At 66.7% G+C, this 20,447-nt stretch carries 13 protein-coding genes; 6 read left to right on the top strand and 7 right to left on the bottom strand.

The window, feature by feature from the left end; translation table 11 throughout:
* Positions 1-3 precede the first annotated feature (3 nt).
* Both FLG15_RS01805 and FLG15_RS01800 read right to left on the bottom strand, forming a co-directional pair.
* On the bottom strand, positions 4-1,524 hold the full coding sequence (locus FLG15_RS01805; protein ID WP_057677365.1) for a peptide MFS transporter: 1,521 nt from the start codon (positions 1,522-1,524) through the stop codon (positions 4-6).
* A 1,203-nt stretch (positions 1,525-2,727) separates the two neighbouring features.
* The gene (locus tag FLG15_RS01800; RefSeq protein WP_057679451.1) at positions 2,728-3,624 is read right to left on the bottom strand and encodes a tryptophan 2,3-dioxygenase; all 897 of its coding nucleotides are present in this window, start codon (positions 3,622-3,624) and stop codon (positions 2,728-2,730) included.
* Between the two features lie 506 nt (positions 3,625-4,130).
* Here FLG15_RS01800 and FLG15_RS01790 point away from each other — a divergent pair.
* The 6 genes from FLG15_RS01790 to FLG15_RS01765 all read left to right on the top strand — a co-directional run bounded on the left by FLG15_RS01790 (position 4,131) and on the right by FLG15_RS01765 (position 13,604).
* Complete coding sequence (locus tag FLG15_RS01790; RefSeq protein ID WP_150145437.1) at positions 4,131-7,718, top strand: lamin tail domain-containing protein; 3,588 nt, start codon at positions 4,131-4,133, stop codon at positions 7,716-7,718.
* A gap of 177 nt (positions 7,719-7,895) precedes the next feature.
* Positions 7,896-8,984 carry a pyruvate dehydrogenase (acetyl-transferring) E1 component subunit alpha gene (gene pdhA / locus FLG15_RS01785; protein WP_017156547.1) on the top strand — a complete coding sequence of 363 codons (1,089 nt, stop codon included), beginning with the start codon at positions 7,896-7,898 and terminating at the stop codon, positions 8,982-8,984.
* Complete coding sequence (locus FLG15_RS01780) at positions 8,977-10,047, top strand: alpha-ketoacid dehydrogenase subunit beta (protein ID WP_057679452.1); 1,071 nt, start codon at positions 8,977-8,979, stop codon at positions 10,045-10,047. The genes pdhA and FLG15_RS01780 overlap by 8 nt, the downstream gene beginning before the upstream one ends.
* Position 10,048: 1 nt before the next feature.
* Positions 10,049-10,432, top strand: coding sequence for an SH3 domain-containing protein (locus FLG15_RS01775; RefSeq protein ID WP_008575527.1), 384 nt, complete (start codon positions 10,049-10,051; stop codon positions 10,430-10,432).
* Positions 10,429-11,979: a dihydrolipoamide acetyltransferase family protein gene (locus FLG15_RS01770; protein ID WP_057687063.1), complete on the top strand. Its 1,551-nt coding sequence runs from the start codon at positions 10,429-10,431 to the stop codon at positions 11,977-11,979. The genes FLG15_RS01775 and FLG15_RS01770 overlap by 4 nt, the downstream gene beginning before the upstream one ends.
* A 332-nt stretch (positions 11,980-12,311) precedes the next feature.
* A complete protein-coding gene (locus FLG15_RS01765; RefSeq protein ID WP_057680104.1) occupies positions 12,312-13,604 on the top strand; it encodes a DEAD/DEAH box helicase in 1,293 nt (430 codons plus the stop codon).
* A 437-nt stretch (positions 13,605-14,041) separates the two neighbouring features.
* On the opposite strand, the gene FLG15_RS01760 is transcribed toward FLG15_RS01765, so the two are convergent.
* The 5 genes from FLG15_RS01760 to FLG15_RS01740 all read right to left on the bottom strand — a co-directional run bounded on the left by FLG15_RS01760 (position 14,042) and on the right by FLG15_RS01740 (position 20,434).
* On the bottom strand, positions 14,042-14,377 hold the full coding sequence (locus tag FLG15_RS01760; RefSeq protein ID WP_017156542.1) for a DUF6172 family protein: 336 nt from the start codon (positions 14,375-14,377) through the stop codon (positions 14,042-14,044).
* Between the two features lie 179 nt (positions 14,378-14,556).
* A complete protein-coding gene (locus tag FLG15_RS01755) occupies positions 14,557-15,480 on the bottom strand; it encodes an oxidoreductase (RefSeq protein WP_209228141.1) in 924 nt (307 codons plus the stop codon).
* Positions 15,481-15,495: 15 nt separating this feature from the next.
* Complete coding sequence (locus tag FLG15_RS01750) at positions 15,496-18,594, bottom strand: efflux RND transporter permease subunit (protein ID WP_057680106.1); 3,099 nt, start codon at positions 18,592-18,594, stop codon at positions 15,496-15,498.
* Positions 18,591-19,739 (bottom strand): efflux RND transporter periplasmic adaptor subunit, encoded by a 1,149-nt coding sequence (locus FLG15_RS01745; RefSeq protein ID WP_057680107.1) that lies wholly within the window; start codon positions 19,737-19,739, stop codon positions 18,591-18,593. The genes FLG15_RS01750 and FLG15_RS01745 overlap by 4 nt, the downstream gene beginning before the upstream one ends.
* 77 nt (positions 19,740-19,816) lie before the next feature.
* Positions 19,817-20,434: a TetR/AcrR family transcriptional regulator gene (locus tag FLG15_RS01740; RefSeq protein ID WP_057658784.1), complete on the bottom strand. Its 618-nt coding sequence runs from the start codon at positions 20,432-20,434 to the stop codon at positions 19,817-19,819.
* Positions 20,435-20,447: the final 13 nt, after the last annotated feature.

Genomic DNA, 20,447 nt, shown 5'->3' with positions numbered 1-20,447 from the left:
TCCTCACTTCACACCATGCATCAATTTATTGATCAGCGGCGCGATCAGGAACAGCAACGCGCCGGCGCCCACCAGCGCCCAGAACCCGAACGTATACCCACCCAGCGCCGAGGACACGCTCATGCCTTCGTTTCCGCTGACATGGCCGGCGAAAATGCCCGACAGGTTGTTGCCGATGCCGGTGGACAAGAACCAGCCACCCATGCCGAAACCGACCAGGCGTACCGGGGCCAGCTTGGTCACCATCGACAGACCGATCGGCGACAGGCACAGCTCGCCGACCGACTGGATGACGTAGACCATGAACAAGGTCCAGAACGGGATCTTGCCGGCGTCGTTGACCAGGCTGGACAGCGCAAACATCAGCAGCAGGAAGGCCAGGCCGTTGAACAGCAGGCCCAGGCCGAACTTGCGTGGAATCGACGGATTGAAGCGGCCGGACTTGACCCAGATCCACGCAATGACCGGTGCCAGCGCAATGATGGCGATGGAGTTCACCGACTGGAACCACGCGGTGGGGAAGGTCCAGCTGCCGAAGTTGCGGTTGACGATGTTGTCGGCCAGGAACGTGAACGAGCTGCCGGCCTGTTCGAAGAACATCCAGAACAGCACGTTGAAGGCGAAGATGATCAGCATCGCGATCACCTTATCGCGCTGTACCTTGCCTTCGCGGATGCCCTCCACCAGCAGCATCACCGACAGGCCGATGAACAGCACGGTCAGCACGATCTGCAACACATCCGCGCCGACCGCGAGCAGGAAGTACACGCCCGGAATCGCCAGCAGGCAGCCCACCAGCACCATCAGCAAGCGGCCCATGCCCTGCGCGTTCGGCGCCGGCGCGCCGATGCCCTTGAGCTGGACGCGGCCGAACCAGAACCACACCAGGCTGATCAGCATGCCCACGCCAGAGGCCATGAACACCATCTTGTAGGACGGCATGGCTTGGGTGCCGAACACCTTTTCGGCCAGCAACTGGGTCAACACCGGCGAGATCATCGCGCCCAGGTTGATGCCCATGTAGAAGATGGTGAAGCCGCTGTCGCGGCGCGGATCGGCCACCGAATACAGCTTGCCGACCATGGTGGAAATGTTCGGTTTGAACAAGCCGTTGCCGACCACCACGGTGGCCAGGCCGATCTCGAACATGGTGTGGTCGGGAATGGCGATCAGGAACAGGCCGGTCGCCATGACGGCCGCCCCGACCAGGATCGAGCGCTGGTAACCGAGCACGCGGTCGGCCACGTAGCCGCCGAAGATCGCCGCCGCATACACCAGCGCCAGGTAGGCGCCATAGGTCCGCCCCGCCGGCGCCTGGCCGGTGGCATCGCCATTGAAGAACTGCGCCACGATGTACAACACCAGCGCCCAGCGAATGCCGTAGAACGCGAAGCGCTCCCAGAATTCGGTCATGAACAGTAGCCACAACGGCCGGGGGTGGCCGAGCAACGTGGGGAACTCGGGAGGCGCCGGCGGCTGCGGCGGTTTGGAGGCGGATGTCGGCGCGGTCGCGTCAACGCTCATAGAGGTCCCTTGCGTATTCAGTGATGGCTGGGTGCACCGAGGCGAGCCCGGGCGACGCGCGAGGATCACTTAGACGTCATGTACGCGTCAAATTCGCCGGAGTCAGCGGCCTGATGACCGTGGGTGGCGTAAGCGGGATTTGGCGGGTGCGATGGGTCTGCCGTCAGCGGGGCGGAGACCTTTTCCAGGCCCCAGGATGGTACGGGGCGTCTGCGTCGGCAGTGCCCACCGCCCTTACCTCCTGCGTCGCCGCACCGTCCCCCTTGTCCCGCCGGTAGAAGGTGGCGGCCATGCCCGCCATCCCTTCTCCCACTGGGAGAAGGTGCCCGAAGGGCGGATGAGGGTGCGGTATCCCTGGCTGGTGCCGATTGCGGGACCAGCCTCGGCGCTGGCTGGTCCAAAGAGGATGAAGCCCGTACCCTCACCCCAACCCCTCTCCCGAAAGGAGAGGGGCTTTGAGAGCATGGCGGCCGTGCCCGCATTCCCTTTTCCCGCCGGGAGAAGGTGCCCGAAGGGCGGATGAGGGTGCGGTATCACTGGCTGGTGCCGATTGCGGGACCAGCCTCGGTGCTGGCTGAGCCATAAGGCTGAAGCGCACCCTCACCCCAACCCCTCTCCCGAAAGGAGAGGGGCTTTGAGAATATGCCCGCCTTCCCTTCTCCCACCGGGAGAAGGTGCCCGTAGGGCGGATGAGGGTGCGGTTTCACTGGGTAGCGCAGATTGCGGGACCAGCCCCGGCGCTGGCTGATCCAAGAGGATGAAGCCCGTACCCTCACCCCAACCCCTCTCCCGAAAGGAGAGGGGCTTTGAGAACATGGCGGCCATGCTCGCCATCCCTTCTCCCACCGGGAGAAGGTGCCCGAAGGGCGGCTGAGGGTGCGGTGTCACTGGCTGGTGCCGATTGCGGGACCAGCCTCGGCACTGGCTGATCCAAGGCTGATCCAAGAGGATGAAGCCCGTACCCTCACCCCACCCCCTGCTCCGCGCCCCGGCACGCGCTGGCGGCGCGGGCGCGCCAATCCACGCGCGCCCGTGCGCGCCAGCAATGCCTTATCGCTCCGCCGGGAGAGGGGCTCCAGCGCACTCCACCTTACCGCTGCGCAGCGTTCGCCTCGCCGAGCCGCTTGCCCTGCTCAGCTGCTCGCGCTGCTCGGTTCGACCCCTCATCAGACGTGTTCGCTCCCGCTCGGCTGGGCGCCCTGCTCAATCGTTCCGAGCGTCCGCACTGCCTTGCGGTGGGCGGCTATCCACGCCCACCGAGGTGCGCACGTCGAACAGTTCCGGGAAAAACGTCAGTGCCAGCGCCTGCTGCAAGAATCCCACGCCGCTGGAGCCGCCGGTGCCGCGCTTGAAGCCGATCACCCGCATCACCGTGCGCATGTGGCGGAAGCGCCACAGCTGGAACTGGGTTTCCACATCCACCAGGTCCTCGCACAGCGAGTACTCGCGCCAGTAGCGGTCGGTGTTTTCGTAAATGCGCTCGAAGACCGGCCGCAGGCTGTCGTCGGCCACATGTGCGGCGGTCCAGTCGCGGGCCTGGTAGTGCTGCGGAATCGCGTGACCGAAGCGCGCCAGATAGCGCAGGAACTCCTCGTACAGGCTGGGTGCTTCCAGCGCCTCGCGCAGCCGCGCCTGACCGTGCGGGTCGTAGGCGAACACCTGCAGCATCTGCGGATTCTTGTTGCCAAGCAGAAACTCGATGTAGCGGTATTGCAGCGACTGGAAGCCCGAGGAGGGCCCCAGCACATCGCGAAACCCCATGTATTCGCTCGGGGTGAGCGTTTCAAGCACCGACCACTGCTCGGTCAATTGCCGCAGTACCTGCTTGCTGCGCGCCAGCACCTTGCGGCACTGCCAGACTTCGTCGCGCTGCAGATGCACGATGGCCGCGCGCAACTCGTGCGCCAGCAGCTTCAGCCACAGCTCGGAGGTCTGGTGCTGGATGATGAAGAGCATTTCATCGTGATGCGCCGGCTCGGACAGCGGCTGCTGCGCAGACAGCAATTGGTCCAGCCGCAGATAGCCGCCGTAGGTCAGCCGCCCCTCCAGGTCGGTGTGGATGCCAGGTTCCAGGTCACGCAGGTTCTTGTCGACGGGCATGGCATCGCGCTGAAGATCGGGCCACGCAGGGTAGCGCAGCGGCGGCGGGGATTCGGGATTCGGGATTCGGGATTCGGGATTCGGGATTCGGGATTCGGGATTCGGGATTCGGGATTGGCGGATGGCGGATGGCGGATGGCGGATGGCGGATTGCAGATTGCAGATGACGAAGCGTATTGGGCCACGGCCATCGCCGGCCCTGGCTGGCTGCTTGCAGCCCCGGCGGGATTGCTTGAGGGGATCTGGGCCAGCGAGATACCTGCGCAGGTGCCTCGTAGAAAATCCGTATGCACGATTGGCACGCGCAGGCCTCAGCGTCGAGCCCGCTTCGTTCACCTCTGAACCACTCAGCAGGCGCGCGGTGGGGTCTCAGCCACTGCGCCGCTGTCACCGTATCGTCAACCTAGGTCTGCAAATTCATGCAGAATCGAACGGCGCTGCCGGCCAGGGACGTGGCCGGACCAGGGGAGCGTTTCACGTCTCAAGGATCAGGGGACTCTCATCTCATGCATGTGTTGCAGCGTCGTGCAGCCGTATTCTTGTGTGCGCTGGCCGTGGCCGGTCACGCCAATGCCCAGGTCGTCATCAGCCAGGTCTACGGCGGTGGCGGCAATAGCGGCGCCACCCTCCGCAGCGATTTCATCGAGCTGCACAACATCGGCAGTGCCCCGGTCAGCCTGGATGGCTGGTCGGTGCAGTACGCCTCCGCCGCCGGCAGCAGCTGGCGGGTCACCCCGCTGGCGGGCACTGTCGCGGCCGGCGGCTATTACCTGATCAAGCAGGCCGACGGCAGCGGCGGCAGCGTGGCGCTGCCCGCACCCGACGCCACCGGCACGCTGGCCATGAGCGGCACCGCCGGCAAGGTGGCGCTGAGTACCACGGCGGGCGCGCTGAGCGGTACCTGCCCTACCGGCAATGCCGACCTGGTCGGCTATGGCAGCACGGCCAGCTGCGCCGAAGGCAACGCACCCACGCCGGCCCCCAGCAATACGCTGGCGGTCCTGCGCGGCAACGACGGCTGCGCCGACACCGACAACAACGCAGCCGATTTCGCTACCGGCGCGCCGGCCCCGCGCAATGCCGCCAGCCCCGCGCGCCTGTGCAGCGGCGGCGGCCAGCCGATTGCCACCATGGCCGATGTCAGCCAGGCCGAAGGCAATACCGGCACCCGCAGCTTGGTGTTCACGCTAAGCCTGAGCCAGCCGGCCGGTGCGGCTGGGGTGAGCTTCACCGCCGCCACCGTCGATGGCACCGCCACCGCCGGCAGCGACTATGTCGCCCTGCCCGCCACCAGCCTGCGCATCGCCGCCGGCGAACGCAGCACCACCATTGCCGTCGATGTGCTGGGCGACACCGCGCCAGAGCCGGATGAAAGCTTCCGCTTGCAGATCAGCGGCCTCACCGGTGCGCTGCCGGCAACGCTGAGTGCCACCGGCATCATCCTCAACGACGACTTCAGCCTGCTGCCGATCCACGCCATCCAGGGCAAGGGTGCGCGCTCGCCGCTGGAGGGCCAGGTGGTGGCCACCTCGGGCATCGTGACGGCACGCCGCAGCGCCGGGTTCTTTTTGCAGGCGCCGGATATTGAGGCCGACGCCGACCCGTCCACCTCCGAAGGCGTGTACGTCTACACCGGCAGCGCACCGCCGGAAGCGGCCGCCATCGGCAACCGCGTGCGCGTGCAAGGCACGGTGATCGAATACGTACCCACCGCCGACCCCACCCAGCCACCGCTGACCGAGATCGGCGGCAGCGTCACCGTACTGGCCGATTCCACCGGCAACCCGTTGCCGTCGCCGATAATCCTGCGCCCCGACCTTCCCAACCGCAACGGCGCTTATGACCAGCTCGAAGCACTGGAAGGCATGCGCGTGGCCGCCGCCAGCCTCACCGTCAATACCCCCACCGGCGGCAGCGTCAACGAGACCAATGCCACGGCGACCAGCAATGGCGTGTTCCATGCCGTGGTCACCGGCGTGCCGCGCGCCTTCCGCGAGCCGGGCGTGCAGTTGCCCGACCCGCTGCCGGCCGGTTCGCCAGCCGGGGTGCCGCGCTGGAATACCAACCCGGAAGTGATCGCGGTCGGCAGTGCCGGCGTCGGCGCCGAGCGCCTGGATCTGGCCTCCGGCTGCATGGTGTTCAACGTGGTCGGCCCGCTGGATTACAGCTTCCGCCGCTACACGCTATACCCGGAACGTACCCCGCAGGTGGTCTGTAACGATGCGGATAAACCGCGTCCGGCACCGATGCCGCAGGCTGACGACGTGGCCGTGGCCACCTACAACATGGAGCGCTTCTTCGACGACCAGAACGACCCGGCGATCGGCGAACCGGTGCTCACGCCGGCCGCCTTTCAGGCCCGCCTAAACAAGGCCTCGCTGGCGATCCGCCGTTATCTGCATCTGCCCGATATCCTGGGCACGGTGGAAGTGGAAAGCCTGAGCGTATTGCAGGCGTTGGCGGCGCGCATCAATGCCGACGCAGTGGCCGGCGGGCAGTCCAATCCGCAATACGTGGCCTACCTGCAGGAAGGCAACGACGTGGGCGGCATCGACGTCGGTTTTCTGGTAAAGACCGCCTGGGTCGCCGGCGGCGTGCCGCGGGTGGAAGTGCTCTCCATCGCCCAGGAAGGCAAGACCGCCACCTGGACCGAGCCGGGCGGCGGCGTGAGCCTGCTCAACGACCGCCCACCGCTGGTGCTCACCGCCAACGTGCATCAGGCCGATGGCCGCACGCTGCCGCTGACCGCCATCGTGGTGCACCAGCGTTCGCTCAACGGCGCCGAGACCGACGATGCGGCCGGCATGCGCATCCGCGCCAAGCGCCAGGCGCAGGCCGAGTATCTGGCGCGCCTGCTGCAGACGCGTCAGCAAGTGAACCCTGACGAAAAAGTACTGGTGATGGGCGACTTCAACGCCTTCGAATTCAACGACGGCTATGTGGATGCGATGGGCACGGTCACCGGCAAACCGGCGCCGGATGCGCAGACCGTGGTGGGCGGCGATGGTGCCGATCTGGTCAACCCGGACTACACCGACCTGACCTGGTTCAACACGCCCGACCAGAGCTATTCGTACGCCTTCGACGGCAACGTGCAGTCGCTGGATCACATCCTGGCCAACGAGGCGCTGATGCGTTCGCCGCAGATCGCCTCGCTGGTGGTAGGCCATGCGCGCATCAATGCCGACTTCCCCGGCACCGCGCGCAACGATGCCAATACACCGACGCGACTGTCCGATCACGATCCCACCGTGGTGTTGTTGCGCATGACCAAACAGGTCAACGCGGACCTGGGCGTGGCGGTCACGGCGGCACGCGCGCAGGTCACTGAAGGCGAGCGCATCGACTACACGGTGGATGTGGAAAACCGCGGGCCGGATCGGGCACCGTTCACGGCCCTGGCGCTGGTGTTCGACCTGCCGGTGCGGGCACGTATCACGGCTCCGACGGGTTGGATTTGCCAGAACCAGACCAATGCCACGCAGACCACGTTCACCTGCAATCTGCCCGCATTGAACCCTGGCGTCATGCAGAGCTTTGCGGTGCAACTCGATACTGGCTCGGAACTGGCAGGCCGCACCTTGATGCTGGCCGGGTCGGTCGCCTCGCAATCGCCCGATCCGCAATCGGACAACAACACCGACACTGCGGCCGTCGCGGTGCAGGCACGACCGCAACCCCGCAGCGACCTGGCGGTACGTTTCGACGGCCCTGCCAGCCTGCCGACCACCGCCTTCAACGCCACCTATCGTGTGCTGGTGAGCAACGTCGGTGCCGCACCGGCGCAAGGCCCCAGCCTGGTGATCGAAGGCAATACGGTGTCGGCGTTGTCGCAGTTGGTACCGCCGCAGGGATGGCGTTGCGACAAGCAGGTGCAGTCGCTGCGCAGCGCCCGCTTTGTGTGCGGCACGGCGGCGGTGGTATTGCCCGGCGTCCAGGCAGCCTTCCAATTGACGGTCGCGGCCAAACCCGTCCCGGCCGAAGGCGCGGTGCGGGTGCAAGCCACGGCTACGTCCAGCTCGCCCGATGCCAATCCAGCCGACAACACTGCGCTGATCGTCACCCCGATCGGCGGAGGTGATGGGCGCCGCTGATCGCAGTGCAACACGTCGCAGTTTTCTACTGCGACAAAGGGCGCGGCCTGGTCCGCGCCCTTTTTTTTGTGCAAGCCAGCATGATGGTCTGCTGCGGTGCAGGACAGCGTTTTGCTTCGCCGTCCTTAACATGGCAACTCATATCATTTGAAACTTCTTGATGAAGGTGTCGCCGCAATGAGCGTAGCCGCGCAGTTCCAGATCGACTATCTGCAATACATGGACGCGGACGGCCAATGGGTCCGCGACGACCTTCCGGCCGACGCCGCCAACCCGCAACAGCTACTCGCCCTGTTCAAGCGCATGTTGTTCGTGCGCACCTTCGACACCAAGTCGGTGGCCTTGCAGCGCACCGGCAAGCTGGGCACCTATGCGGCCTGCATCGGCCACGAGGCCACGCATGTGGGCATCGGCGCTTCGATGCGCAGCGGCGATGTGTTCGCACCCAGCTATCGCGAATACGGCACCATGTTCGAACGCGGTGTGCGCCCGCGCGATGTGCTGCTGTACTGGGGCGGCGACGAGCGCGGCAGCGACTATCCGCGCGATGCCGATGCGGCGATCGACTTCCCGATCTGCGTGCCCATTTCCACCCAGTGCCTGCACGCCGCCGGCTCGGCGCTGTCGTTCAAACTGCAGGGCAAAGCGCAAGTAGCCGTGGCCTGCTGCGGCGACGGCGGCAGCTCCAAGACCGACTTCTATGCCGCGCTCAATTCGGCCGGCGCCTACAAGCTGCCGCTGATCCTGTGCGTGATCAACAACGGCTGGGCGATCTCGGTGCCGCGCTCGGCGCAGACCGGCGCGCAGACGCTTGCGCAGAAGGGCCTGGCCGGCGGCCTGCATTGCCTGCAGGTGGACGGCAACGACCTGGTGGCCGTGCTCGAAGCCATGCGTCAGGCACGCGTGCGCGCACTGGCCGGCGATGGCGGCACGGTGATCGAGTTTTTGACCTATCGCCTGTCCGACCACACCACCGCCGACGACGCGCGGCGTTATCGCGGCGAAGAAGAGGTCAAGCAGGGCTGGGCGCGCGAACCGCTGCTGCGTCTGCGCCGCTATCTCACCGCGCAGGGTCTGTGGGACGACGCCCAGGAAGACGCCTGGAAGGCCGAATGCAGCGCGCGCGTGGACGAAGAGGTCAACGCCTATCTCAACACGCCGGTGCAGCCGGTCGAAGCGATGTTCGATTACCTCTACGGCGACCCGCCGGCCGAGTTGCTGGCACAGCGCGCCGAGGTGATGGCGCTGGAGTCGCGCCATGGATGAGCTCACCCATGTGCCTGCCGACACCTCCCAGCACGCCAGTGCCCCTTACAACGCTGCGGCAACGCGCGGAGAGATCGCCATGAGTTCGCCCATTACCCTGATCGAAGCCATCACCCAGGCCTTGGCCTGGGAGCTGGAGCACGACCCCGCGGTACTGGTGCTGGGCGAGGACGTCGGCGTCAACGGCGGTGTGTTCCGCGCCACCGCCGGCCTGCAGCAACGCTTCGGCAGCGACCGCGTGCTGGATACGCCGCTGGACGAAACCACCATTGCCGGCCTGAGCGTCGGGCTGGCTGCGCAAGGCATGAAGCCGGTGGCCGAAGCGCAGTTCGACGGCTTCGTGTATCCCATGGTCGACCATCTGATCTGCCACGCCGCACGCCTGCGCAACCGCACCCGTGGCCGCCTGCATTGCCCGATGGTGCTGCGCGTGCCGTGGGGCGGCGGCATCCGCGCGCCGGAACATCACAGCGAAGCCAACGAAGCCATCTTCACCAACGTGCCGGGCCTGCGCGTGGTGTTGCCGTCCTCGCCGCAGCGCGCCTACGGCCTGCTGCTGGCCGCGATCCGCGACCCGGATCCGGTGATCTACATGGAGCCCAAGCGCATCTACCGCCAGTACAAGGAAGTGGTGGCCAACGATGGGCAAGCGCTGCCGCTGGATGTGTGCTTCGTGTTGCGCGACGGTACCGATGTGACCCTGGTCACCTGGGGCGCGCAAGTGAAAGAGGCGCTGGAAGCGGCCGACAAACTCGCTGGCGAAGGCATCAGCGGCGAAGTCATCGACGTGGCCACGTTGCGCCCGCTGGACTTCGAGACCATCGCCGAATCGGTGGCCAAGACCGGCCGCTGCGTGATCGTGCAGGAAGCCCCGCGCACCGCCGGTTTCGGTGCGGAAATTGCCGCGCGCCTGGCCGAACAGTCGATGTACGACCTGGTGGCGCCGGTCGAGCGCGTGACCGGTTACGACACGCATATCCCGCTATTCCGGCTGGAAATGAAGTTCCTGCCGAGCGTGGAGCGCATCGTCACCGCGGCACGTCGCGCGGTGGCTGCCGGCTGACATGCGCGCCCGTCTGCTTTGCGACCATCGCGCTGCCTACGCCAACCCGGTCCGCTTCCAGGCAGGCCAGCAGGTCGGCGTGGGAGTACGCGACGAAGAATGGCCGGCGTTTGCCTGGGTCACCACCGATAGCGGCCGCGCCGGTTGGGCGCCGCTGGCCTGGTTGCGCCCGTTGGGGGACGGCCGGGCCGAAGCCCTGCGCGATTACGACGCACGCGAACTCGATGCCCAGACCGGCGAGGACGTGTTGCTGCATCACGAACACGGTGGCTGGTGGTGGTCCGAGCGTGCCGACGGCACGCAGGGCTGGCTGCCGGCCGCCGACCTTGAACTCCTCGACGACACCACGCCGCAGCTGCCTGCCGCGCAAGAGAACCTGCCATGAGCGACAACAAGAATTTCCACCTGCCCGACCTGGGCGAAGGCCTGCCCGACGCCACCATCGTTGAATGGTTCGTCAAGGAGGGCGACAGCGTGCGCCTGGACGACCCGCTGGTGTCGATGGAAACCGCCAAGGCGGTGGTCGAAGTGCCCTCGCCGTTTTCCGGCACCGTGGTCAAGCTCGCCGGCGCCGCCGGCGATGTGATCGTGACCGGCTCGGTGCTGGCGCAGTTCGCGCTCGATGCCTCGCAGCCGCAACGCGCCGACGGGCAAGACACCGGCCATTCGCACGGGCCGGCGCCGACGCACTCACCCACACCGAGCACCGGCGACAGCGCGGCCGGCCCCACGGCGCGCGTGGTGGCCTCCGACAACGGCGGCGAGATTGCCGATGCCGGTGAGACGGGCAGCGGCGATCGCGACGATGCCGGCACCGTGGTCGGTGCGATGCAAAGCTCCAATGCGGTACAGACTGAACAGGCCATCGTTGTCGGCGGCGTGCGCGCCATGCCGGTGGTGCGGGCGCTCGCACGCAAGCTGCGCGTGGACCTGGCACAGGTGCAAGCCACCGGGCCGGACGGCACGGTAACGATGGCCGATGTGCAGCAGGCCGCAGCGGCCGGGACCGCGCAACTCTCGGCCGCGCGGCCCTCACCCGGCGCGCAAGGCGCGCCGACCTCTCCCGCAAGCGGGAGAGGTGGCCTGCTCGGCGACAGTGGGAGAGGTGGTCCGCTCGGTGAAGGTGGCAGAGCCGCTGACATGGCTGCCGACGGCAGGAATCGACCGGCAACGGCGACCCTTCTCCCGCCTGCGGGAGAAGGTGCCCGCAGGGCGGATGAGGGCAGCTCGGCGCGTTCCACACTCTCTGCCAGCGGCAAGCCGATGCGCACCCAATCGCCCGGCACCAGCGTCAAGGGCCAGCCCGAGCAACTCAGGGGCGTGCGCCGCAGCATGGCACGCGTGATGGCCGATGCACACACCAAGGTGGTGCCGACCACGCTCAACGACGACGCCGACCTGCATGCCTGGCAGCCCGGCAACGATGTCACCGTGCGTCTGGTGCGCGGCATCGTGCGCGCCTGCCAGGCAGTGCCCGCACTCAACGCCTGGTTCGACGGCGACGCCCTCAGCCGTACCCTGCACCACCAGGTCGATATCGGCATTGCCGTGGATACCGAAGAAGGCCTGTTCGTGCCGGCGCTGCGCAACGCCGACATGCTGGATGCGCACGGCATTCGCGAAGGCGTCAACCGGCTGCGCCAGCAGGTGGAAAGCCGCAGCATCGCCGCGTCCGAACTGAGCGGCTACACCATCTCGCTGTCCAACTTCGGCATGTTCGCCGGTCGCTACGCCACGCCGGTGGTCGTGCCGCCCTGCGTGGCGATCGTGGCCGCCGGCCGTGCGCGCTACCAGCTCACCCCGGTGATGGGCGGCGTGGAAACGCACAAGGTGATGCCACTGTCGCTAACCTTCGATCACCGCGCCGCCACCGGCGGTGAAGCGGCGCGCTTCCTGCGCGCCTTGCTGGACGATCTGGCGTTGGCCAACTGAGCAGCTCGCACACCCCCTCGCTCACCGCCAGGTGAGCGCAGCCGGCTCTGCTCTTCTGCGGCATCTATGCTGCAAAAGATCCATTGCCGATTGGCGTGCAAGGGCCAGTGGAGGTGTCGGTGCGCAGGGTTGTGAGCGCTGCGCAGTGGGCGGGCGTCCCATGCAATGCGCTTGCCCAGCGCATGCGAGTCGTCTTCGATCGACGGCGCTGGGCTACCAGACATGGCTGCTGTCGCCATCGTCTCATCACGGACCATCGAGGCATTACCCGACAGCAGCCTGGCGTGCGGCACCACCGGCCATTGCGGCACGAATGCCTGGATAATGGGCGCATGCCCTTTTCCGATCTCTCGCTGTCGCCGCAGCTACAGCCGTTCTTTGCTACCGCGCTGGCCAAGGCCGGCGTGCGCACGCCCACGCCGATCCAGCAGCAGGCGATTCCGCCGATGCTGGCCGGGCGCGACCTGATTGCGATGGCGCAGACCGGCTCGGGCAAGACCCTGGCCTATGCGCTGCCATTGCTGCATCAACGCTGCCTGGCACCCGAGAGTGCCCCACGCGTGCTGGGTGCGCTGGTATTGGTGCCTACGCGTGAACTCGCCGCGCAGGTGGACGACACGCTGCGCCAGCTGGCCGCGCATCTTCCGCGTCGCCTGAAGACGGTGGTGGCCACTGGCGGCAGTTCGATCAATCCGCAGTTGCTGGCCTTGCGTGGCGGCGCCGACATTGTGGTGGCCACGCCCGGCCGCTTGCTGGATCTGGTCGAGCACAACGCGCTGCGCCTCTCGCAGGTAAGCACGCTGGTGCTGGACGAAGCCGATCGCCTGCTCGAGCTGGGCTTTGGCGCCGAGCTCGATCGCATCCTGGCCTTGCTGCCGGCGCAGCGGCAAAGCGTGCTGGTCTCGGCCACCTTTCCAGCCGCCATCGCGTCGCTGGCCAAGCGTCGGCTGCGCGATCCGTTGCGCATCACCATCGATGCCATGCCCGAACACGCACCGGCGATCGCGCAACGCGCCATCGCAGTGGATGCCGGCCAGCGTACCCAGCTGCTGCGTCACCTGCTGTTGGAACACGCGTGGCCGCAACTGCTGGTGTTCGTCGCCAGCCGCCACAGCGCCGACAAGGTGGCAGAGAAACTGAGCAAGACCGGCATCGCCGCCTTGCCGCTGCACGGCGAATTGAGCCAGGGCCGTCGCGAACGCACGCTGCGCGCCTTCAAACAGGCCGAGGTACAGGTGCTGGTGGCAACCGACCTGGCCGGGCGCGGCATCGACGTCGACGCCCTGCCGGCGGTGCTCAATTACGATCTGCCCCGCTCCACTGTCGACTACACCCACCGCATCGGCCGCACCGCACGCGCCGGTGCCAGCGGCGTGGCGATCAGCTTGGTCACCGCAGATAGCGCCCAACAGTGGCGGTTGATCGAAAAACGCCAGGGCCTGCGCGTGCCGACCAGTGTGGTCGAAGGTTTCGAGCCGACCCCGGTCCAGGCGCCTGCCTCCGACCATGCGCTCGGCGCAGCGGTGCGTGCAGCGGATGACAACGGCGGCATCAAGGGCAAGCGGCCGAGCAAGAAGGACAAATTACGCGCCGCGGCGCAGGCGCAGGCTGACAAGCCGGGCTGAAGTAGCGGACGCACCGTCGCGGGCAGTCGTGGCACCGGCGCGTGATGACGGTGCCCACACCGTCGCACTGCGGCGCGGACTGACCAGCAACCGCCGGGCCTGGCAGCCGAATGCGCACAACATGCGTGAGGCGCAACCGCCCAACGAAACGCAACGCGCAGGCGCAACGGCAGTCAGTTAGCCACGGCCCGCGCGAACCGCTGCGTCCGAGCGGTAAGTGCCCGCTATCGCGCACCAGCAGGTTTGGCCGGGGGTCGCGTCATCGGCGCACCGCTCAGGAACGCTCGCCAACCGCAGGGCACCGCAGGCCTCCTGTAGCCCGCCAGTTGCCATCGGCGATGCCCGGCGCCTCACCCGTCCAATGCGATGCGGTCAGAAATTGCGCCAGGAACCTTCGTCCCGCAGCGGTGCACCGCCGACGGGACGAGGGCGAAACCTCAATCCTGCTCGAAATCCAGCTCGCCATCGCCGAGCGCATGATCGCTCTGCGCGCGTGGCGTGCGCTTGCCCGGCTTGCGCAGGATTTCGACGAAGAACTGCTCGCCACCGTCGGCAACGAGTGCGTTGATCGAGCGGATCAGCTCGGCCGGCGGCAGCGCCACGGCACTGGCTTCATCCACACCGAAGCGCATGTCGAAGTCCCAGTAGTCCGCGCCGGCCGGCAGCTCCTTGCGGCGCTCGCGGCGGATGTACTTGCGGATATCGTGCTTGCTGGATTCCAGCAGACGATCGCGGTTCTTGCCTTCGAGGTTGAGCTGGTAGGTCTTGCGCATGGCGACATCGGTGGTGGGGAACTGGCCGCCTATTGTGAGGCCAAGCCGGCATCCTCGGTGAATCCAGCATCACCTGGCGCCGCAGAATCGCCATATGGCGACATGCGCGCCTGGACGATGCAATCACGCGGTACGGCCCAATCCTCGCGTTTTCGGCCGCACCGACGCCCTGACGCATCTCATCGCAGCCCGAGCTGCTTGCGCAGGCTGCGGTCCACCGCGCTGGCGGGCAGGAACCGGCGCAGCTTGCTCAGCAGCGATGCCTGCCCGGCGGGTGTGCGGCGCATGCGCCACCTGCCCAGCGCCGCCTCCACCACCGTGGCGGCCACGCAATGCGGTCCCGGCGCGGTGTCGATGCTGTGCGTGACTGCCCGCGCCACCACGCCGCGCTCGCGGTCGTAGTCGGCGATGGTGGCCTGCACCACCGGCGAATTGCTGCCCAGGCTGGTTTTCGTATACGCAGGCTCCACCAGCGTCACGCTAATGCCGAATTGGCGCAGCTCGTGATCCAGCGTTTCCGACAGCCCTTCCACCGCATGCTTGGAAGCGGCATACACACCCATGTACGGCGCCGGCAGGAACCCCAGCACCGAGCTGACATTGACGATGCGGCCCTGGCCGCGTGCGCGCATGTGCGGCAGCACGGCCTGCACGGTGCGCAGGATGCCGAGTACGTTGATGTCGAACAATGCGGCCGCTTCATCGACGCTGGTTTCTTCAATGGCACCGACAAGATTGGTGCCTGCGTTGTTGACCAGCACATCGATGCGGCCCGCGCGGGCGATGATGCCATCGACCGCACGCTGCACCGACGCGGCATCGCGGATATCCATTTCCACCAGCTCCACGGCCGTCAACGGCGTGGCACCGGCCAGGTGACGCACACTGCCGTAAACGATGCAGCCGGTTCGGGCGAAGTGTTCTGCGGCGGCACGGCCAATGCCGGACGACACGCCAGTGATCAGCACAACGGTCTGCTGTTGCATTGCGGTTCCTTCGATCAAGAGAAAGACATCGGCGATACGCGTGCTGCCTGCAGCGCGTGCGCCTGGAAGGCGGTGGCGATGGAGGGCGACATCGCGCTGCGACGGCAGCGTGGCCACCGTCGCAGAGGGGCGTCATGCACGCCGGGCAATTTCCGGTGCGTTATTCCCGCTACCGGGATCGGGCCGGATCTTGAACCAGATCGAATACATCGCCGGCAGGAACACCAGGGTCAACACGGTGCCGGCCAACGTGCCGCCGATCAGGGTGTAGGCCAGGGTGCCCCAGAACACCGAATGGGTAAGCGGGATGAACGCCAGGATCGCTGCCAGTGCCGTCAAAATCACCGGACGCGTACGCTGCACGGTGGCTTCCACCAATGCATGGAACGGATCCAATCCTTCGGCTTCGTTGTGATGGATCTGACCGATCAGGATCAGCGTGTTGCGCATCAGGATGCCCGACAGCGCGATCAACCCCACCAGCGCATTGATGCCGAACGGCTGCTGGAACAGGATCAAGGTCGGCACCACGCCGATCAGGCCGAGCGGGCTGGTGAGAAACACCATCACCATCGCCGAGATCGAACGCACCTGCAGGATGATGATGAGCAACGTGGCCGCCAGCATGATCGGGAACAACGGCAGCATCGCGGTGGTCGCCTTGCCGGATTCCTCGATGGAGCCCGCCTCCCTGATCTGATATCCACCGGGCAGTTTGTCGATGATCGGCTGCAGTTGCCGGGTGATCGCCGCCGAGACATCCGGCGGCTGCAGCTGGTCGTCGACATCGCCGCCCACGGTGATCGTCGGCACCCGATCGCGGCGCCGCATGACCGGTTCTTCCATGCGCACATCCACCTTGCCCACCTGCGACAGCGGGACGCGTTGGCCGTTGCCGCCGGCCAGCGTGAAGTCGGCGATGCGGGCCGGATCCAGGCGGGTATCGCCGGCCGAACGCGCCACCACCTGCACGCTGCGGATATCCTCGCGCACCAGCGTGATCGGCACGCCGGTCAGCAGGAACTGCAACTGCTGGGCAACCGCGGTCGAGGTCAGCCCCACTGCCTGCAAGCGGTCCTGGTCCAGGCTGAAATGCAGGGTCGGTGTGCGCACGCCCCAGTCGGTATTGACGGTGCGCAGCATCGGGCTGTCCTGCATCACCTGCATGACCTGCGCAGCGATGCCGCGCAGCACCGTCGGGTCGGGACCGCTCACCCGGTAGGCCACCGGAAACTTCGAATACGGGCCGAAGGTCAATTGCGTCACGCGCACGCGCGCTTCAGATGCCAGGCCTTGCGCGATCGCTTCACGCAAGCGCAGCTTCAGTGCATCGCGCTCGTGCTGGTCGTCGGTACGCACCACGATCTTGGCGAACGAGGGGTCCGGCAGTTCCGGGCCCATCGCCAGGAAGAAGCGCGGCGCACCCTGACCGATGTAGGCGGTCACGATCTTCGCTTCCTTCTGCTTGGACAGCCAGGCTTCCACCTTGGCGGCCGCCGCGCTGGTCTGGTTGATCGAGGTGCCGTACGGCAGCTGCACTTCGACCAGCACTTCGGGGCGGTCGGAGATCGGGAAGAACTGCTTCTTGACGATGCCCATGCCCACGACAGCCAGCACGAATAGTCCCACCACCGAACCGGCCACCAGCCACTTGCTGGCAATCACGCGACCCAGCGCATCGCGGAAGCGGTTGTAGCGCGGCGTGTCGTACATCGCCGCGTGGCCGCCTTCGACCTTTTTCAAGTCAGGCAGCATCTTGACACCCAGATAGGGCGTGAACACCACCGCCACCACCCACGACACGATCAACGCGATACCCACGATCCAGAACATGTTGCTGGTGTATTCGCCGGCCGTGGAGGCGGCAAATCCGTTGGGCATGAAGCCCACCGCGGTGACCAGGGTGCCGGACAACATCGGCGCAGCGGTGTGGCTCCACGCGTACGCCGAGGCGGCAACGCGGCTATAGCCTTCTTCCATTTTCACCACCATCATCTCGATGGCGATGATGGCGTCGTCCACCAGCAAGCCCAGCGCCAGGATCAGCGAGCCCAGCGTGATGCGGTCGAAATTCTTGCCGGTGGCCAGCATCACCACGAACACCGCCGCCAGCGTCAGCGGCACGGCTGCCGCCACCACGATGCCCACCCGCCAGCCCATGCTGACGAAGCACACCAGCATCACCACCAACAGCGCGACGAAGAACTTGGTCATGAACTCGCCGACCGACGCGTCGATGTTGACCGCCTGGTCGGTGACCTTGCTCAGGCGCATGCCCAGCGGCAGTTCGGCATTGATTGCGCCGACTTCGGCGTCGAGCGATTTGCCCAGATCCAGGCCGTTCCAGCCATCGCGCATGATGATGCCCAGCAACAACGCCGGTTCGCCGCCGCTGCGGATCATGAAGGTGGACGGATCTTCGTAGCCGCGTTCGACGGTGGCGATATCGGACAATTTCAGCGTGCGGCCCTGCACCACCAACGGGGTGTCGCGGATCTTCTGCAGGCTGTCGAGCGCGCCATCCAGGCGAATGAACACCTGTGGCCCGCGCGTTTCCACCGAGCCGGCCGCATTCAACGCGTTTTGCGCGTTGAGGGCGGCAAACACGTCCTGCGGGCTGACGCCCAGCGTGGCCAGACGCTCGTGCGAGAACTCGACAAAGATGCGCTCGGGCTGCTCGCCGATGATGTTGACCTTCTTGACGCCTGGCACGTGCAGGATGCGCTGGCGCAGGGTCTCGGCATCGCGTGCCAGCAAGCGCTGCGGCTCGCCCTTGGCCTTGAGCGCGAACAGCGCGAAGGTGACGTCGGCATATTCGTCGTTGATCAGCGGCCCGATCACGCCTGCCGGCAGGTTGGCCACTTCATCGCCAGCCTTCTTGCGCGCTTGGTAGAACTGCTCCTGCACCTCACCAGGCGGGGTGCTGTCCATCAAGGTCAGCGTCGTGAACGCAAGACCCGGGCGCGTGTAGGTTTCGGTACGGTCGTACCAGCGCAGCTCCTGCATGCGCTTTTCGAGTTTCTCGGCCACCTGGTCCTGAATTTCCTGCGGCGTGGCGCCCGGCCAGGCGGTCACGATCGTCATCACCTTGATGGTGAATGCCGGATCTTCGGCGCGACCGAGCTTGAGAAACGCGACCAGGCCGGCCAGCGAAATCAGGAAGATCAGAAACAGCGTGATGGAGCGCTCGCGCACGGCAAGCGCCGACAGATTGAATCGGCCCTCGCTCACGGTTGCGCTCCTGTCGCCTTGACGGTGCTGCCAGCACTGGCCGTGCTGCGACCGGCCGCGCTTTCGCCGGCAATGCGGACCTGCTCGCCTTCGCGCAACAGATGCGCCCCCAACGCCACGATGCGCTCGCCGCGTGCCAGCTTGCCGGTAACGTTGGCGTGGTCATCGTCCAGGCCCAGCACCGTGACCGGCCGCCAGCTCACCTTGGTCGGGTTGCCGGCAATCACCCACACGCCCGGCCCCTTGCCGGCGTCGAACAGCGCGGCCAGCGGTACCTGCAGGCCGGCCTGGTTCGCCGAGGCGGTGCCGCCGGGTACGCGCACGCTGACCGTGGTGCCGAGCGGCGCCTGCGCCAGCGCGCTGTCCAGCACGTAGCGTGCCTCGAAGGTGCGCGTGAGCCGGTCGGCACTCTCGGACAGCTGGCGCAAGGTGGCCGGCACGCTGACGGCGGCGTTGCCGAACAGCGTGGCCTGGGCCACCGAGCCGACCTGCGGGCGCAGGGTTTCCGGCAGCTGGATCACCGCCTCGCGCGGGCCGGCGTGCGCCAGCCGCACCACCGTCTGCCCGGCCGCGACCACCTGGCCCGGCTCGACCAGCGTGTCCATCACCACCCCGTCGGCATCGGCCAGCAGGTCGGTGTAGCGGTTGGCGTTGCGCGCCACGTCGGCCTGGGCCTGGGCGGCGCTCAGCTGCGCCTTGGCCGCATCGGCGGCGGCCTTGATCTGGTCGTAGGCCGAGGCCGAGATGGCGCCGGTGCCGCGCAGGTCGCGGTAGCGGGCCTCATCTTCGGCGGTCTGCTGCGCGCGGGCGCGCGCGGCGGCCACCGCGTCCTGCTGCGCACGGGCAGCCAGCTGCAGATCCACCGGGTCGATGCGCATCAGCGCTTGCCCGCGCTTGACGCGCTGCCCGGCATCGACCAGCCGCTCGGACACCTTGCCGGCCACACGGAAGCCCAGATCGCTCTGGACCCGCGCCGCGACCGTGCCGGAGAAGCTGCGCGCCGCACTGCTGGCGTCGCCCACCGTGGCCGCCCGTACCAGCGGTGCGGCGGTGCGTGGATCGGTCTGCGCCTTGCCACCGCAGGCGCTCAGCGCCAGCGGCAGGACACAAAGGAGGGTAGAGGCGACAAGGCGGCGGCGACGCATGGCAATCCCGGAGCGATCGGATGAAGGCTCGCATCCTGAGACTTGTGACTAAATCAGTCAATAGTCAAAAACGGTTTTTATGGCGACAGGCTCCGCAATACCAGGCTGGACAACAGCAGCGGCACGTCGCCGGCATGATCCAGGCTGTGCTGCAGCAGCACCGGGTTGATGTAAGGACGCATCACCAGATAGGTGGCCTGGGTCAGTTCGTCCAGCGGCGTCTTGCGCTCGAAATCACCGTTCTGGCGCCCTTGCACCAGGATCTCCTGCAGCAGTGCCTGGATGTGGCCCTCGTACGCGATGACTGGCGGCCAGCGCTCGGTCGCGGCCGAGGTGGCGATCTCGTACAACTTGCGCTCGCGCGAGTACAGCCGCAGGCTCGCCTCGATAATGGTCTTGAAAAGGCTACGCAATTTCTCTGGCGGCGACGCCGCAGCAGACACCGCGGCCAGTACTTCGGCCTCGATCTCCCCCAGGCAGTGCGAGCAGATCATCTCGCCGATGGCCTGCTTGGACTCGAAGAACTTGTAGATGTAGGCCTTGGAAAAACCGATCTCCCTTGCCAGGTCGGACACGGCCGTCTTTTCGTAGCCATAGCGGCTGAAATGCTCGGTGGCGGCCACGACGATCTGGTCGCGGACATCATGGTCGGCCGGGCCGCGGCCCGACACGGGATAGTTGGATGCTTTGCTCATCGCGACAGCTTAG

This window comes from Xanthomonas phaseoli pv. dieffenbachiae (assembly GCF_008639345.1).
Lineage (GTDB): Bacteria > Pseudomonadota > Gammaproteobacteria > Xanthomonadales > Xanthomonadaceae > Xanthomonas > Xanthomonas phaseoli.
This window is presented reverse-complemented; position numbering and strand designations above follow the sequence as displayed.